Here is a 15,946-nt window from a genome sequence, read left to right as displayed (position 1 = left end):
GCTCACTGGAGCTCCTCGGGCGTGCCCATCGACGCGCTCAGGAGCCGCGTCTCGAAGGTGGGGGAGGAGAAGCTGAAGAGGTGCACCTTCAGGCTCTTGGCGAAGCGACGGAAGCCGACCTTCCCGACGATGGAGACGTCGCCTTCGAGCGGCGTGAACGACATGTCCCAGGTCACGTCGCCGCGGACGAGCAGCTTCTCATTGCCGGTGAGCCCGAAGCCGAGCGTCGTGTCGAGCGGGAAGCTCGTCGTGATGAAGCGCAGATCGGCGACCACCGCCGCTTTCACGATCTTCAGGTCGACGCCGCCCTCCACGGTGCCGGTCAGCCCGAAGTTCGGCGAGGTGATGCGCGTCATCCGGCCGCAGGCGGTGATGGGCTCGGCCGACTTCAAGAGGTCCTGGCAAGCGGCAGAGTCCGAGAGCGCTTCGAGCGTGTCTTCGAGCGCGATGCCGATGGAGCCGCCGACGCCGATCTTGAACCCGACGGTCACGGGCCCGAAGCCGAAGCCGAGGCTGCCGATCGTGAAGGACTTCGCGGCGCTGAAGTCCTCGGTCTGGACGATGCTCGCCGCTTGCTCCGACACGCCGAAGATGCGCTGTCCGAAGGCGTCGACGCCCACCTCGTACGAGGTCTTCGTGGGGTCGACGGCGAGGCTCGCGTCGGCGAAGGCGCGCGCCATCGTCAGGTCGAAGCTCTTGCCGATTTTGCCCTTCAGCGCGACCTCCCCCTCGGTCCGGCTGAACGCGCCGCTCAGGTCGAGGCGGTTCTGGGTCGACATCCTGCTCTCGATCGCGATGCGATCATTGCCGAGCTTGCGCTCGAACTCCTTGTCGAAGCTCCGAGAGGAGGCCGCCGACGAGGACGACGCCTCGCGCACGAGCACGACCTCGAGCTCGCGGCAATCGTCGAGGTCGCCGTCGCCTTCGTTGCCCCCTTGGGCGAATTCCCCGGTGAAGCAGCCGCGGATGACGAAGTCGCTCTGGTTCGCCCACGCGCCTCCGGGCGACACCGCTTCGAGGGCGGCCCCTTCGAGGTAGAGCTCGTGCACGGCGTCGTTGGCCGTGCCCGGCACGATCCGATCGACGACGACCTCGGGGACCCGGCTCTTCGGATTCGCGGGATCCCGGATGGTGAGGGGCAGTTTCGTCATGCCGTCGGCCGCCGACTGGATGGTGTAGGACACGGTCGCCTTGCCGGGCGGCGCGCTGAGGGCGGCCAGCGCCGCGTCGTCGAGCCCGAATTTCAGGTCCTCCTCGATGGAGGGAACGGCCTCGAGGAGCGATGGCGGGATCTGCGAAGGATCGACGGCGGAGATGTACGGGTCCCGGCCGTTGATGACGAAGCGCGACTGGACGATGATCGCGGGGTCGACGTCGGGGGGGCCGTCCGGGCCGATGTCCTCGGTGGGTTGCCTCGACAGGACGGCCACCGAGGAGCTCGAGCTGAGCGCATAGCGGACGTCGGTGAGCGTTCCTTCGGCGCCGGTGGGGGTCGGCTGGAGGCGGATCGGGTGGACGCAGCCGGGCTTGGGGTCCGCCGCATTCAGCGAAGCGCGGCAATGCTGGTTGAGCGCGTCGCCTCGGCGCGCCTCGGAGAACACGACGCTCGGGGCGTCGAGGTCCGACCCGATCTCGGCCGCGAGCTCCGGGCCGCCATCGAAATCGACCTGGAGGTTCACCTCGGCGTTTTTCGCGGCGAGCGCGGCACACTGCGTGGTGGGCCAGATGTAGGCCTCGACGATTTGCTCGGTCCCGTCGCCGATGACCTCGACGTTGATGGCGCTGGAGCTGCACGCGAGGGGATTTTGCGGGTCGCTGGGGTTGGCCTCGACGAACGAGAAGGTGACGGCGACGTTCCGGGGGCCCGAATTCGCGGGGTCGTCGCTGTTCGCGGTGATGCCGAAGGTGATGGGGACCCGGTTATTGACGTACACCGGCTTCGACAGGTCGTAGGCGACGTCGAGGTGCGTCAGCCGCACCTGCTGGACGGCGGCGGCGGGGGGGGCGACGCACGTTCCATTGCTGTCGACGCTCCCTTCCTCACAGACGGCCGCTTCTTGGCAGGCGGCGGCAAGGAAGGAAAAGGCAAGGAGATAAGAAGGACGAACGTGCATGGGACCTCGGATGGGCCAGGGTTCGGGTGGGAGGCGAGCGACGCGCCCGCCGTCGACACACCCGAAAGCTAGGGTGGCGCGCGCGTGTCGTCGCCTTACTCGGCCTTAATCGGCGGAACGGACCTTATCCGCGCACGTCGAGGCGCCGGTTCCCGGCTTGACCGGAGTTCGCGGCCATGGTGCCCTCCAGGACATGAGACGCCCGCGTGGGCGGCCCCTCCTCGCCCTGGGTCTTCTCGGTTGCCTGACGCTCTCGCTGATGCCACTTGGCTGCGCGTCGGCCAGGATCTACCGCCCTTCGGCGCCCGAGGACCGGCCGCGCGTGCCTGAAGCCACGGCCGAGCGGCTCCGGGCGTGCGTGGAGGAGCTCAAGAGCACCATCGAGCCCGGGTACTACACGCTCGACGCGTCGGTGAAGGTCGACCAGGAAGGTCGTGTCGTGGAGGTGGAGACGACGGGCCAGCCCAATCCGGACGTCGGGGGTTGCATGCGGATCGCCCTGCGAGGGATGAGGCTGCCCGAGGAGGTCCTCGCGAGGGGCATGTTGCGGAGGTCCGCGGCGGCGAACGGGCAGGTGAGGCCGGAGCGGGGGCCGATCGGGGAGGTCGTGACCATTGTGGTCGTCACGGTCGTCTTCACCGAGGTCATCATCGAGGCCTTTGCGATCGCCGTCGGCGTCACGGTCACGGCGACGGTGGCGGTAGGGGCGGCGGAGGCGCTGGCGAAGAGGAGGAGGAAGGAAAAGGAACCGACATGTGTGGACCGTTATGAGGCATGCGTAGACAAAGGCAAGGGTCGCGAAATGGGGAACCATTGGAATGAAACGCTCTGTGGTACATGTTTACTCGTGTGCAACAGATACAACCAGTGGCCAGATCATCTCGACACAGGGCAATCTTGCATCTATCCGGGGTTTAAATAACAAATATGAATCACGGGAGAACCATGGACCCAGAGGAACGTGCGTTCGTGGAGCCGCATAGCAAGCTCTTGATCAAATCGCTAGACAGAACCCGGAGCTTTGCTGAGGCCGTCGAAGATTTTCGTAAGCTTGAGTCGGAATTCGTGACTCGCGCCAGCTACAATGAATTTCAAGTGAGAGAGACGCGGCGGCGCATCGCTGAAACCATCCTGTTGCTAGTCCATGACAAGCGTCCCCCCTTCGACGCGTGCCGTGAGGCGTGGAACGACCTGGTTCGCCTCGGCTTCTCGGGCATCGACCTCGAGTGCTCGATGTCCTGGTTTTACGCCGATGGCTGCGCATACGACGAGCGGCCCGACGAGGGGCTCGTGGTGCTCGAACCGCTGCTCGCGAAGCTCGAGAGGCTGCTCGAGGAAACGAAGGGGAGCGGGGTGGAGTACCCCGCGCGCCTTTACGAAAACGAGCTGGAGCGTCTGGGGAACCTCCGGGACGCGCTCGCCGCCCAGAAGCGGGGCGAGGTCATCCCCTGGCTAGAGACCCGCCGCGCGGACGAGGCAGCCCCCCCGATCACCCCCGAAGAAGAGGAGGCCGACGCGCTCTACGACGCGTTCTGGAAGGCGCACCGCGCCGCTTACAAGGCCTTCAGAGACTCAAACAATCGGAGCTTCGCCGACATCTCGGCCGGTTACCGACGGGTCGAGGCGGAATTCGTGGCGCGCGCGGGCGAAGGCGAGGCGTTCGAGGATTGCGTTGACGCTATCAAGGCAAGGACCGCCGAGGAGATCCTCAGGGCAGCGTGTGAGCTTCGCGCGCCCTTCCACGTCTGCCGGGACGCCTGGGATGTGTTCGTCCGCCTAGGCCAAGACAAGAGCTGGATGTATCCAGAAATGTACGTGGAGACCTGCCTGAACAGCAACGAGCCCGAGGCCGGGCTCGCCGTGGTCGAGCCGTGGATCACAGAGATCGAGCGAAAGCTCCAAGCGTGCAAGGAACCCTTGCGGCCCCCGGGGAAAACGAGCGTGGAGCTCGAGCGCCAGCGCAAGGAGCTTTGCGAGATACGGGACAAGCTCACGGCCATGCGACGGGGCGGCGAACCGTCGACCTGAGGACGCCGGAGGCCCTGACCTCCCAGGGCGGTTCTGGTAGAGTCGCGCGCATGCCGGACGTGCTCGCCATCGTCAGCAAGGCCGTGTTCGAGAAGGAAGCGGCCGGGCGCAAGCCAGGCAAGGTGTGGCCCATCGATACCTACCACAGCCAGAGCAAGGGCCTCGCCGCGCTCGCCGGCGGCGGGCGGCTGTTCCTGGTGACCGTGCGGCCGCCGGCCGACACGCTTTGGCTCGTCGCCGTGCTGGAAAACCCGCAGAACACCGGCAAGGGATGGCGCAGCGGGCGCAACCGCGTGCCGATCAGCGATCTGACGTCGCTCGTGCCCCGCATCCGGTTCGCGAACGGAAAAGGCATCACCGCGTCCCCCGGGACGCTCGGCATGTCGCTCCAGACGCCGCGCGTGCTCGACGCGCCCTCGGCCGCGCTCTTGCTCGGCGCCGCCTGGAGCGCGGGCGTGGCCCCGGCCGTGAACGTGACGAAACACGATGCCGCCGGGCCCTTGCCGTGCCTGTGCAAGGTGTGTTTCCCGCAAAGCGCCGAGCGGGCGGAGACGGGTGGAATGGCGTTTCTGCGTTCGAGCACGGAGGCCGTCGGGCGCGTGCTCCATTTCTGGATGCCCGAGGAGCTCAAGAAAGACGCGGATGCCGTGGGCCGCTCGGTCCGCTCGGTGCTCTCGTCCCGCCTCGCCGCGACGCGATGATCCGGCTCGACATCCAAGGCGCCCATACCCAGCTCTGCTCGACGCTCTGCGCGAAATGCCCGCAGGGTCCGGCAGGCTGCTGCAAGGCGCCGCCCCATATGGATTGGTCGGACGTGGGGCGCGTCGTCGCCCTCGCCCACGACGGTCGGGATTTTTTGCTCGCGCGTATCGCCAGAAAAGACCTCCTCCCGAGGGAGGGCGGGCTCGAGCTGCGGCGGGTGAAGCGGCGCGAGGCCCCGACCGAGCCGATGGAGCGCAAATGCGTGTTCCACGGGGCAGGCGGATGCACGATCGCCCCGTCGATGCGGCCCGCGACCTGCAATTACTTTCTCTGCGAGGATACGTTCATCGAGGGGGGCGAGCGGAAAGGCGAGCGGAGCGCGGTGCTGGCCAGGCAGGCGCACGGCGCGCTGCGGGCGGTGTACGAGCGGTGGGACGCCGCGCTTTCGGCGCGCATCGCAGAGACGTTTCCGGAGGGGCCCGCGTGGGACGCGGCGTTCCTCGATTGGCTCGGGGAGGCGTTCGTGGGGCTGGAGGCGGCGTCAGGGACGGAGCTCTCCGCGTTGCCCGTCTCTGACGAGAATCGACAGGCTGTCGAGGAACGATAGGCCGAGGTCCGGTGCGGGGGCTCCGCTCCCGACGTCTTTTCGAGCCACGACGAGCGCCTGCTCGCCCCCTGCGTCCGCGCGCCGACGCTCGTTCGATGTGCTATCCTCATTTCTCGACCGATTCGCGTTTTCGTCGAGCCACTGCGGTGACGTACGAGGGGGCGCGAGGTTCAGAATGGACGGGCAACACAGAACCAGCGTTGTCCACACCGGACCACGAAAGGAGCGCCCCTGACGACGCCCCCCGGCCAGCAACCGCAGGGGCTCGAGCGCGCGCTCGGGCTCACCGCCCTTACGATCTTCGGCATCGGCGATATCCTCGGCACGGGCGTGTACGGGCTCATGGGCCGCATCGCCGGGATGACCGGCACCGCGGCGTGGGTGTCGTGCGTCATCGCCGGGATCACCGCGAGCCTCACCGGTCTCACCTATGCCGAGCTGGCATCGCGTTATCCCAAGGCCGGCGGCGCCGCCCATTTCTGCCACATGGTGTACGACAATGCGTTCGTGACTTTTTTCGTGACGTTCTTCGTGGGGTTGTCGGGGGTCTTTTCAACCGCGACGGGCGCCCGCATCATTGGCAATTATGCGTTGGCCTTGTTCCCCGACGCCCCGCCCATCGCACGGGACCATCTGGTTCCGTTTGTATTCGTGTTCCTGCTCGGCGCCATCGCCATGCGCGGGATCGTGCTGTCATCCGCCGCCAATGCCGTCTGCACCGTCATTGAAGTCTCCGGGCTTCTCCTCATCATCGCGCTCGGTGCACGGTTCATCGGGTCCGTGAACTACCTCGACTTCGCATCGGCCGCAGCGCCGTACCAGGGCACGCCCGCCGCGCTGCTCGCCGTGTCGGGGGCGTCCTTGGCGTTCTACGCCTTCATCGGATTCGAGGATCTCGCCAACCTCAGCGAGGAGGTCGTCCATCCAGAACGCAATGTCCCCCTCGGCATCTGCTTGTCCGTCGTCGCCACGATCCTCGTCTACTGCCTCGTCGCGCTGGTGGCCGTGTCGGTGATGGCCCCGGCAGCCCTCGGCGAATCCCAGTCGCCCCTGATCGACGTCGTGCGCAAAGCCGCCCCCGGATTTCCGCTGTGGATTTACACCGTGATTCCGGTGTTCGCCGCGTTCAACACCGCGTTGCTCAACCTGCTCATGACGTCGCGTCTTCTCTATGGCATGTCACGTCGAGGCCTGGGGGTTCTACCGCCGCTCCTCTCGTACGTGCATCCCGTATGGCGCACACCTGTCGTCGGCGTAGGGGTCGCGGCCACGGTCATCTGCGTCTTGCTGCTGTGTTTCCGCGATATCAAGACCCTGGCTTCCGGCACCTCCACGTTGCTGCTCGCGGTGTTCATTCTGCTGCACATTGCGTTGATCCGCATCAAACGCAATCCCGCCGCCCCGCGCGCCGCCTTTCCCGTTCCGCTGGCCATTCCCGTTCTCGGCGTAGCGTCCTGCGCCGGCCTGCTCATGAGACAAGACACGACCGCGTTGCGCGCCGCGGCCGTGCTCGGTCTCGCGGCGCTCGTCGTCTACGCCGTACAGCGCATCATCCACGGCAAAAGCGGGCGAACGCGAGACGGGGACGCGAGGCGTCCCCCGCGGGACTAGAAGTGGTCTCATAAACCGTTGGGAGCGCCCCGAAGCTAGGGAGGGCGAAGCGAGGAATCCTACGCGGATTTCGAGCGAGGCCGACCGACGATTCGGGGCGCGAGTAGGTTTATGAGACCACTTCTAGCGGTCGCGGCAGAGAATGAAGTAGTGGTCGAGGGCCTTTTCGCCCTTGTAGGCCGCGCCGATCGAGACGTGCGTCGAGACCTTGCGCATGTAGTCGCGCGTGCCGTTGTAGACGAAGGTCTGGAGGCCCTTGGAGTTCGGGATGACCTTGGGCCAGCCCGCCGCGACGGGGCCGTCGGGGACCTGGAAGTAATCGATCACGATCTGGCCACGTGCCTCCCACTCCGGGCGGCCTTTCGTCGGGATGGCGACGAAGAAACCCGGGCCCACGGTGCCGAGGAACGGCGACTGGTTGTACCCGAAGAGGCGCTCGGAGCCGTCCTCGGGTCGGCAAAACCGCTTCTGGAAGAGCTTGAGGCTCGACGGCAAGGGGAGCGTGTTGCGGCCGTCGTGGTGGACCGGCGCGAGCTTGGCGATGTCCGCCGGGACGAAGTGCTCGAGCGTGATGGGGGGCGCCTTCTCGGCCCTCTGGTAGAGCTTGCGTTGCTCGTCACGCGAGAGGGTGCGGGTCTCGTGGAGCCTGTCTTCGGCGGAGAGCCCGTCGAGGTAGCTGGCGATGGCGTCGATGGTGGCGCTGGAATCTTGGATGAGCTCTCGAAAGCGCACGTGGCCTCCTCAGTTGCGGGAGGATATACCACCGTCCCCGCGATGATCGTCACGTCGAACCTGGGCAAATCGTACGGCGACCGGACCCTCTTCGAGGAGGTGTCGCTGAAGCTCAACCGCCAGAGCCGCTACGGGCTCGTCGGCGCCAACGGGTCCGGCAAGACGACGCTGCTCGAGATCCTGGCCGGCGACGAGGCGCCGACCGAAGGGAGCTTCAACATCCCCCAGGGCGCCCGGATGGGCGTGCTGCGGCAGGACCGGTTCCTGGAGGACGAGGCGCGGATCCTCGACCTCGCGATGATGGGCGACCGGATCGTGTGGGACGCGCTCGAAGAGGAGACGCGGATCGTGGAGGACGGGGCCGGCGACGCGCAGCGGCTCGCGGAGCTGGCCGACGTGATCCGGGCCTACGACGGCTACACGCTGAAGGCGCGGGCGACGTCGATCCTCGTGGGGCTCGGGATCCCGATGGAGGCGCACGAGCGGCCGCTCGCGACGCTCTCCGGGGGCTTCAAGCTGCGCGTCTTGCTCGCGCAGGTGCTCGTGGGCGGGCCGGACGTGCTCCTGCTCGACGAGCCGACGAACCACCTCGACATCCTGACGATCCGCTGGCTCGAAAAATTCCTGCAAGCGCACGAGGGCTCGGTGCTCGTGATCTCCCACGACCAGCGCTTCCTCGACAACGTGGCGACGCACATCCTCGACATCGATTACGGCACGGTGACGCTCTACCACGGCAATTACACGGCGTTCGTGAAGGAGAAACGCGCCGAGCGGGAGCGGCAGCAAGCGGAGGTCGAGCGGATCGAGGAGGTGATCGCGCACAAGCAGTCGTACGTGGACCGGTTCCGGTACAAGGCGACGAAGGCGAAGCAGGCGCAGAGCCGGCTGAAGCAGATCGAGAAGATCGAGGTGCCGGAGCTGGAGGAGAGCTCGCGGCGGACGCCGGTGTTCAAGCTGCCGATCGCGCGGCCGAGCGGGCGGGACGTGCTGGAGGTCGTGGGGATCCACAAGTCGTACGGGGAGAAGAAGGTGCTCACCGCGGTGTCGCTGGCCGTGCGGCGGGGCGAGCGGGTGGCTGTGATCGGGCCGAACGGGATCGGTAAGTCGACGCTGCTCAAGATCCTCGCGGAGCAGCTCGAAAAGGACGCGGGCACGGTGCGCTGGGGGCACGAGGCGCGGGTGGGGTATTTCGCCCAGGATCACAGGGAGATCCTCGACGACCCGGAGGCGACGCCGCTCGGGATCATGAAAGCGGCGTGCCCGACGGAGCCGGAGAGCGCGGTGCGGGGGCGGCTCGGGCGGATGCTGTTCTCGGGCGACGACGTGAACAAGAAGGTGGGGCTCCTGTCCGGCGGAGAAGCGGCGCGGCTCATGTTTTGCCGGATCCTCGTGGAGGAGCCGAACGTGCTTTTGCTGGACGAGCCGACGAACCACCTCGACGTGGAGGCGATCGAGGCGCTCGCGGAGGCGCTCGTGGCCTACGAGGGGACGCTGATCCTGGTGTCGCACGACCGCTGGTTCGTCTCGAAGATCGCGACGCGCATCCTGGAGGTGCTGCCCAGCGGCCGGAACGATTTCCAGGGGACGTTCGAGGAATACCTCGCGCGCTGCGGGGACGATCATCTCGACGCGGAGGCCGTGGTCCAGAAGGACAAGGCCGCGAAGACCGCAGCGAAGGCGCAAGAGCCGGCCGCGCAGGTGACGGGCTCGGCGTGGGAGGAGCAAAAGAAGAAGCGCAATCGATTGAAGGAGCTGCCGGGGCGGCGGGACAAGGTGGTGGCGGCGATCGAGGCGGCCGAGTCGCAGAAACGGGAACTGGAGTCGCGCTACTGCGAGCCGGGGTTTTTCGAGCGGACGAGCAAAGAGGACGTGGCGGCGCTGGATCGGCAGCAAAAGGAGCTCGATACGAAGATCGAGGCCTTGATGGGGGAGTGGGAGGCCATCGAGAAGGAGCTCGCCGAAGGCGCGTAAGCCGCTACGCGATGAGGTTGCCAACCCTCGCGGTCGCGTGGTAGCTGGCGACTGGAACAATGAGAAACTACGCGATTTTGTTTGTCGCCGGGCTGCTCGCCTCCGGATGTGGTCTCGTCAACCTTCAAACGAACATCCCGGGCCTGTCGGGGGAGTCGTCAGGGCCCGCGCAGGTGGGGCCGTTCGGCATGTTGCCGTACGACGAGGAGGAGGTGGGCAAGGCGGTGCTCGCGACGTTCAAGTCGTGGAATCACACGTCCTGCGAGCTCCACAAGTGCGTGAACGATTTCAAGAAACAAGCGGGCGTGAAGGAGTACCAGGACAAGCAGACGTACGTCTACCAGTTCAACCCGCGCCGGACGCTGAAGAACCCGGATCCGACGTGGCTCACGGAGTGGGACAAGCTGTCGGAAGACGAGCACTCCAACACGGCGGACATCACGTACCAGGCGCTGATCGTGGCGGCCATGCGCAAGACGTGGCTGGCGAAGTGCCACGCGGACTACGCCGCGATCGACAAGGAGGCGCGGGCGCTCGACGCGAAGTGGGCGACGGAGATCGCGGATGCGTCGAAGATCCCGAACCCGTACGGGCGCATCGGCGCGCTGCTCGGCCTGCAGAAGACGGCCGACGAGGCGGCGCCGAAGACCAATGAATACGCCGACAAGCTCCTGGCGTACGTCGGATTTCGAAGGGACCTGCGCATCGCGATCAAGCGGGCATACGAGGCCACGGATCGTGATTACCTGTACGCGATCGAGGGCCCCGGGTCGAGCAATGCCGAGATCCGCGCCCGGCTCGACGCCACGACGGAGCGGGACCTGTATTGCTTCCACGCATCCTCGGGCGGGGCGTCCTTGTTCAGCAACTCGTACACGGAGCACGGCGCCAAGTACGTGAAGCCTCTCTTCTCCGAGGAGGCACGGAAGAAGCTCGACGGGCTCCGCGACAAGGAGTCGAAGAAGTTCGCCGACGAGGCGCGTCCGGCCTCAATCGACAAGGTGTACATCCAGGACATCGCGGAGGGCAAAAAGGAGATGCCCGGGCACGCGAAGCTCGGTTATGTCTCGGAGACCGACGAGGTGAAGAAAATCACGCAGAACGGCGGGAAGACCGAGCTCGAAATGGCGTACAGCTACACGAGCGAGTACCCCTACGATTGCGTGGAGACGAACCGGATCCACAGCATTCGGGATGGGCGGATCGTCTACCGCGAGATCTGCAAGACCGGCAAGCACACGCGCGAGCGGACGATGCGGATCACGCTCGGGGAGATGCCCGAGGGCGTGACGATCCAGGTCGGCGACAAACTCACGGGCTACGCGTTCGTGAAGAAGCACGAGAAGAAGAAGCCCACGGACACGAAGGCGGTGATCAAGGAGACGGAGCTCTGGGAGCTGGAGCTCCACCACCTGAGGAGCCTCGAGCGCAAGAAAAAGCTCGTCGGCCAGTGGTTCTGAGCGACGGCTCCTTCTCCGTCGGTCCCTGACGAGCGCCCTCCGGCTCCGGGGCCGCCCTGCCGCGGCCCCGATCCTCCCTCCCCCCCCACGCCCGACCGCCCTCCCCCTCGCTCGCTGCCGGCCGCGAAGACGGTTTGTCTATGGTTCCGTAGACAAACTACCTCGGTTCGCGTAAAGCAGGCGTGGAGGTTTTACGTGGAACACACAGAACGGTCGGACCGGACGAACCCCACGACGTACGAGGCCACGCGCGACGCCAGGTGGGCGGAGGACTTCCCGGAAGGCTCGGAGCGCCGCGCGCTGGACGAGCGGATGGTGTCGGCGGACGGGCGGATCCTCGACGAGGAGGCGACGACGATCGAGGACGCGCTCTGCTTGCGGTTCGGTGCGTCGCCGGAGGCGGCAGCGCTTCGCGTGAAGGATCCGAAGGGGCTCTGTGCAAGGGCAGTGCTGCGGATCCTGCGCCTCGAACAGGACGTGGTGCTGACGAGGCTCGTGCCGGAGGACCTCGTGGCAGCGCTGCTCGACGGCGTGCCCGCGATGGAGTCGGTGCTGCCTTCGGACCTCGCGCCGATGTTCGTGTCGACCCTACGGGCGTTCTTCGCGTTCGCAGACCGCGAGCTCGGGCTGCCCCACGCAAAGGAATGTGTGGAGGTGCTCGACAAGGGAATGGCGCTCGCGCTCACGCACGTGCTGCGGTCGAGTGAAGAGTTCGATGCGTGGGAGGAGGACGACGACGAGGGGCCGTTGTTCGATCCGGTAGCGCTGCTCTACGCGATCCGAGAGCGCGCGCGACGGGAGGCGGCTCCGCGACTTCCGACGGCGCCGTCCCGCGTCGAGCGGAACAAGAAGAAGGCGCGGCGGCGCGCGCAGAAGGTGGGGCGACGAAGGAACCGGTGAGGTCGGGGGGAAGCGCGGCCTCGGAGGACAAAAACCGAAAGGCCGGCACGCGGGGAGCGTACCGGCCTTTTCGTTCTGGAACCGGGTGGGCCATGAAGGACTTGAACCTTCAGCCAATGGATTAAGAGTCCACTGCTCTACCAATTGAGCTAATGGCCCGGTTTTGCTGCTTCGATTTTCAACGGCCTCCCGAGCTCCCCTGGGTAGAGTCGACTCGGAACCCGGTACGCCCGGCCCGATTCGAACGGGCGACTTTCGGATTCGAAGTCCGACGCTCTATCCAGCTGAGCTACGGGCGCATCCGCGCCGCCCTCGGGTGGGACGCGACGAGGCTTCTACCCGTCCCCATGGCCCATGTCAAGCACCTGAATGCATTCTTTTTTCTTGTGGGCCAGCTCATGGTCTCGATGTGGCTGAGGTCGGTCGCGCAAAACCCCACGATCGGTCGCTCGCATCCCCTCCCCCGCGCGCCACGAGCGCGCTAACGTCCGCGGCATCATGCGCCTGCTCGCCCGGATCGCCGCGCCCCTCCTCCTCGGCCTCGCGCTCGTCGCCACAGGCCCGCGCGCCGCCGAGGCCGCGCCAGGCGCCAAGGCGGCGAAGTCCGAGCCCTCGAAGGACAAGGACAAGGACAAGGGCAAGAAGGACAAGAGCGAGCCGAAGAAGGGCGCGGAGAAGGAACGGAAGCCCAAAGGCGCGCTGTCGGCGGGCGCGCCGAACAAGGGCAGGCTGTACGGGGGCGAGAAGCTCGCGTCGAGCAAGTCGGTCGAGGTGCGCGGCGGCGGGCACGCGTACGCGCTGCCCGACCTCGTGCGGGTGCTCCGGCGCGCAGCGGCCAAGGTGAGCGGGAAGCATAAGGGGTCGGTGCTGTACGTGGGCGACCTGTCGGCGAAGAGCGGCGGGGCGCTCTTCGGGCACAACTCGCATCAGTCGGGGCGCGACGCGGACGTCGGCTTCTACATGGTGAGCGAGAAGGGCAAACACGTGAACCCGCACCGGTTCGTGGCGTTCGGCAGCGACGGGCGCGCCCGCGGCGGCGAGGTCGTGCGCTTCGACGACGAGCGCAACTGGGCGTTCGTCGAGGCGCTGCTCACCGACACGAAGACCGACGTGCGGTACCTGTTCGTGTCAGCAGGCCTGCGCACGCGGCTGCTCAAGTACGCGGCGAAGAAAAACGTGCCGAAGGATCTCTACACGAAGGCGGCAGCGGCGCTGATGAGCCCCGCGGACGCGGACGTGCACGACGATCACTTCCACGTGCGGATCGCCTGTCCCGAGAAGATGCGGCCGACGTGCGTGGAGGAGTCGTACCTGCGTGGCGGCGGGGGAAGCGCGGTGAGCGCGGTGAGCGCGGTGAGCGCGGCGAGCAAGGACGCGAAGGGGGAAGCGGCGTCGAAGGAAGCTGCGTCGAAGGAAGCTGCGCCGAAGGAAGAGGCAGGCAAAGCGAAGGAAGGCAATGAAGCCAAGGAAGCGGCGCCGCCCCCGCCCGTGGCCACGAAGGCCGACAAAGACGAGGGCGGCGCGCCCGGCCGCTAACGCTTCACGACCAGCGGAGAGAGCGCACGATCGCCTCGCGATCGGCCTCCTCGTTGTCACGTTCGTCCCAGGGGCAGACGTAGCTCGCCTGCACGACGCGGTCGCCGTTCGAGAGGAACCAGATCTGCACGAAGCAGCCGCGCACGAGGTAGGTGGCCGTGGCGACGACGCCGTCGGGCCGCTCGTGGGTGCCCATCTCCAGGGGTTCGAGCCTGCGGCGTTTGCCCCAGGCGCGCGCGAGGGCTTCGAGCTCTTCGGGCTCGCCGCCGGGTTGCTCGTCGTCGTCGTCGAAGAGCATCTCGGCCACCATGAGCCGGCCCGTGCCTCCTTCAGCCGCGAGCGCGACCGGAGGCAGGGTGCTCGGATCGGAATAGGTCACGTCTTCGAGACCCGACCATTCGGGGGGAAGGTCGAGCGAATAACCATCCAGGTTGAGCCGCATCACGCGGAGAAAACTAGCAAATCGAACGGTTCGATCGGAGGCGAAATGGGGGCAGATCGGACAGGGTATGTCCGATCTGAGGGCGGTCGTTTTTGGTCCGATCGGACGGGGATTGTCCGAAGTCAGGCTTGACTTTCGCCGATGTCGATCAGGACGGGGGCGTGGTCGCTGGGCCGCTCGAGCTCACGGACGCTGCGGTCGACCCAGACGTCCTTCGTGCGCGCGAGGAGCGGCGGCGTGACGAGGGCAAGGTCGATGCGCAAGCCATGGTTCTTGCGGTAAGCGCCCATGCGGTAGTCCCACCAGGAGTAGATCTTCTCCTCGGGGCGGCGCTCGCGCAGGGCGTCGACGAGGCCCCAGGAGAGAAGGCGCCCGAGGGCGGCGCGCTCGTCCGGATGGCAGAGGACCTGCCCCTCCCAGCGCTTGGGCTCGTAGACGTCGAGGTCCGTCGGCGCGACGTTGAAGTCGCCGCAGACGAGCAAGGGCTCGTCGGGCTTGTGGTGCGTGGCGAGGTCGAGCCCGAGCCGCTCGAACCAGGCGAGCTTGTAGGCGAAAGGCTTGGTGCCGACGGCCTGGCCATTGGGCACGTAGACGTTGACGATACGGACGCCCTCGATCGTGGCGGCGAGGAACCTGCGCGGGGCGTCGTCCTCGTCGCCGTCGAGGTTCTTCTTCACGTCCTCGATGCCGAGGCCGTACCGCGCGGCGATGGCGACGCCGTTGTAGGTCTTCTGGCCGAAATGGACGACGCGATAGCCCGCGTCGCCGAGGGCCTCCTCGGGGAATTTGTCATCCTCGACCTTGGTCTCCTGCATGCAGAGGACGTCCGGGCTCGCACTGCCGAGGAAGGTGCGGAGATGTTCGAGGCGGGCACGGATCGAGTTCACGTTCCAGGAGGCGATTCGCATGGCCTCCCCTCCGTAGCCCGGAAAAACCCTCGCGCAAAGTCCTCAGCCGCCGAGGGCCGCGCCAAGGATGCGAAGGAGGCCCTCGGGGTCGTCGACGTGCACCCAGTGAGCGGCGTCCGGGAGGATGTGAACGCTGAGCGTCGGATCCTTGGCAGCGAGCGAGGCGAGGCGCGTCCGATCGTCGGCGCTGACCGTGTCGGAACGGCCGCCGATGACGAACCCGGTGCGCCGACGGCCGTCGGGCCGCTCGAGGACCGGCCAGAGGTCCTGGGCGAAGTAGTCGGCGAGCAGGTCGCGGATCGCGGCGAGGTCGAGGCGGAAGCGGAAGGCGTCGCCCTCGCGGCGGACGTTCATCGCGAGCCAGTCGGCCTCGGCGCGCGAGACGCCGTGCGAGGTGACGAGCTCGAGGAATCGCTCGCGGGACGGAAGCTCGGCGGGGAAGGATTCGAGCATGGCGAGGATCTTCGCCGCGCCGACACGGTCCATGCCCGAAGGACGCGCGCTCGGCGTCGAGTCGAGGACCCAGAGCTGATCGAGCTCGCCGCGCCTGCGATCGGCGTACGCGAGCGCGACCTTTCCGCCGAAGGAGTGGCCCATCACGCCGCGCACGTCGAGCGGGAGCGCAGCGCCGAGCCGAACGAGATCGTCCGCCGCGGCCGCGAGCGTGTGGGGAGGTGGGAGCGAGGTGGAGAGGCCGTGCGCGCGAAGGTCGACGAGCACGAAGGTCCAATCGGGGCAGGCCGTCGCAAGCGCGCGCGTGAACGTCCGGAAGTTGCCGCCGGAGCCAAAGATACCGTGCAGCACGAGCATGCAGCGCGAAGGCGAAGCTCCGGGCGCGGTGACGATGGCGTGATGGGGAAGCGTGGCAGGCTCGTGCATGGCGTCCTGGATGTGACCGCACGGGGGAAGCCCGAGTCGGCGAAGAGGGGTAG

At 67.0% G+C, this 15,946-nt stretch carries 14 protein-coding genes and 2 tRNA genes; 9 read left to right on the top strand and 7 right to left on the bottom strand.

The features are described from left to right. Positions 1–2: 2 nt before the first annotated feature. Entirely contained in the window at positions 3–2,114 is a 2,112-nt protein-coding gene (locus tag E8A74_RS38530; RefSeq protein WP_136934099.1) for a hypothetical protein, read from the bottom strand. Between the two features lie 358 nt (positions 2,115–2,472). On the opposite strand from E8A74_RS38530, the gene E8A74_RS38525 reads away from it, so the two are divergent. The 5 genes from E8A74_RS38525 (at position 2,473) to E8A74_RS38505 (ending at position 7,062) form a co-directional block, all read left to right on the top strand. Next, on the top strand, positions 2,473–3,036 hold the full coding sequence (locus tag E8A74_RS38525) for a hypothetical protein (protein WP_136934098.1): 564 nt from the start codon (positions 2,473–2,475) through the stop codon (positions 3,034–3,036). A gap of 23 nt (positions 3,037–3,059) precedes the next feature. Continuing rightward, the gene (locus E8A74_RS38520; protein WP_136934097.1) at positions 3,060–4,142 is read left to right on the top strand and encodes a hypothetical protein; all 1,083 of its coding nucleotides are present in this window, start codon (positions 3,060–3,062) and stop codon (positions 4,140–4,142) included. 50 nt (positions 4,143–4,192) lie between these two features. After that, positions 4,193–4,843, top strand: coding sequence for a hypothetical protein (locus tag E8A74_RS38515; RefSeq protein WP_136934096.1), 651 nt, complete (start codon positions 4,193–4,195; stop codon positions 4,841–4,843). Continuing rightward, positions 4,840–5,451, top strand: a complete 612-nt coding sequence (locus E8A74_RS38510) for a hypothetical protein (RefSeq protein WP_136934095.1) — start codon at positions 4,840–4,842, stop codon at positions 5,449–5,451. Before E8A74_RS38515 ends, E8A74_RS38510 begins: the two co-directional genes overlap by 4 nt. 231 nt (positions 5,452–5,682) lie before the next feature. Further along, positions 5,683–7,062, top strand: coding sequence for an APC family permease (locus E8A74_RS38505; protein WP_136934094.1), 1,380 nt, complete (start codon positions 5,683–5,685; stop codon positions 7,060–7,062). 123 nt (positions 7,063–7,185) lie between these two features. On the opposite strand, the gene E8A74_RS38500 is transcribed toward E8A74_RS38505, so the two are convergent. Continuing rightward, a complete protein-coding gene (locus tag E8A74_RS38500) occupies positions 7,186–7,794 on the bottom strand; it encodes a hypothetical protein (protein ID WP_136934093.1) in 609 nt (202 codons plus the stop codon). Positions 7,795–7,836: 42 nt separating this feature from the next. On the opposite strand from E8A74_RS38500, the gene abc-f reads away from it, so the two are divergent. The 3 genes from abc-f to E8A74_RS38485 all read left to right on the top strand — a co-directional run bounded on the left by abc-f (position 7,837) and on the right by E8A74_RS38485 (position 12,128). Next, entirely contained in the window at positions 7,837–9,768 is a 1,932-nt protein-coding gene (gene abc-f / locus E8A74_RS38495) for a ribosomal protection-like ABC-F family protein (protein ID WP_136934092.1), read from the top strand. A 59-nt stretch (positions 9,769–9,827) separates the two neighbouring features. Continuing rightward, on the top strand, positions 9,828–11,228 hold the full coding sequence (locus E8A74_RS38490) for a hypothetical protein (RefSeq protein ID WP_136934091.1): 1,401 nt from the start codon (positions 9,828–9,830) through the stop codon (positions 11,226–11,228). A 195-nt stretch (positions 11,229–11,423) separates the two neighbouring features. Beyond that, positions 11,424–12,128: a hypothetical protein gene (locus tag E8A74_RS38485; RefSeq protein WP_136934090.1), complete on the top strand. Its 705-nt coding sequence runs from the start codon at positions 11,424–11,426 to the stop codon at positions 12,126–12,128. Between the two features lie 86 nt (positions 12,129–12,214). On the opposite strand, the gene E8A74_RS38480 is transcribed toward E8A74_RS38485, so the two are convergent. Both E8A74_RS38480 and E8A74_RS38475 read right to left on the bottom strand, forming a co-directional pair. After that, positions 12,215–12,287, bottom strand: a tRNA-Lys gene (locus E8A74_RS38480). A 66-nt stretch (positions 12,288–12,353) separates the two neighbouring features. Next, positions 12,354–12,427, bottom strand: a tRNA-Arg gene (locus tag E8A74_RS38475). A 199-nt stretch (positions 12,428–12,626) separates the two neighbouring features. Here E8A74_RS38475 and E8A74_RS38470 point away from each other — a divergent pair. Beyond that, a complete protein-coding gene (locus E8A74_RS38470; RefSeq protein WP_136934089.1) occupies positions 12,627–13,664 on the top strand; it encodes a penicillin-insensitive murein endopeptidase in 1,038 nt (345 codons plus the stop codon). Positions 13,665–13,668: 4 nt separating this feature from the next. Here the strand turns inward: E8A74_RS38470 and E8A74_RS38465 are convergent, their stop codons facing one another. The 3 genes from E8A74_RS38465 to E8A74_RS38455 form a co-directional block, all read right to left on the bottom strand. Next, positions 13,669–14,109, bottom strand: a complete 441-nt coding sequence (locus tag E8A74_RS38465) for a hypothetical protein (protein WP_136934088.1) — start codon at positions 14,107–14,109, stop codon at positions 13,669–13,671. A gap of 119 nt (positions 14,110–14,228) precedes the next feature. Then, on the bottom strand, positions 14,229–15,014 hold the full coding sequence (xth, locus tag E8A74_RS38460; protein ID WP_136934087.1) for an exodeoxyribonuclease III: 786 nt from the start codon (positions 15,012–15,014) through the stop codon (positions 14,229–14,231). A gap of 42 nt (positions 15,015–15,056) precedes the next feature. Continuing rightward, positions 15,057–15,893: an alpha/beta fold hydrolase gene (locus tag E8A74_RS38455; protein WP_136934086.1), complete on the bottom strand. Its 837-nt coding sequence runs from the start codon at positions 15,891–15,893 to the stop codon at positions 15,057–15,059. Positions 15,894–15,946 lie beyond the last annotated feature (53 nt).

It is taken from the genome of Polyangium fumosum (assembly GCF_005144585.1).
Taxonomy (GTDB): Bacteria; Myxococcota_A; Polyangia; order Polyangiales; family Polyangiaceae; genus Polyangium; species Polyangium fumosum.
Note: the sequence above shows the minus strand (reverse complement) of the source record. Positions and strands in the feature narration are given on the sequence as shown.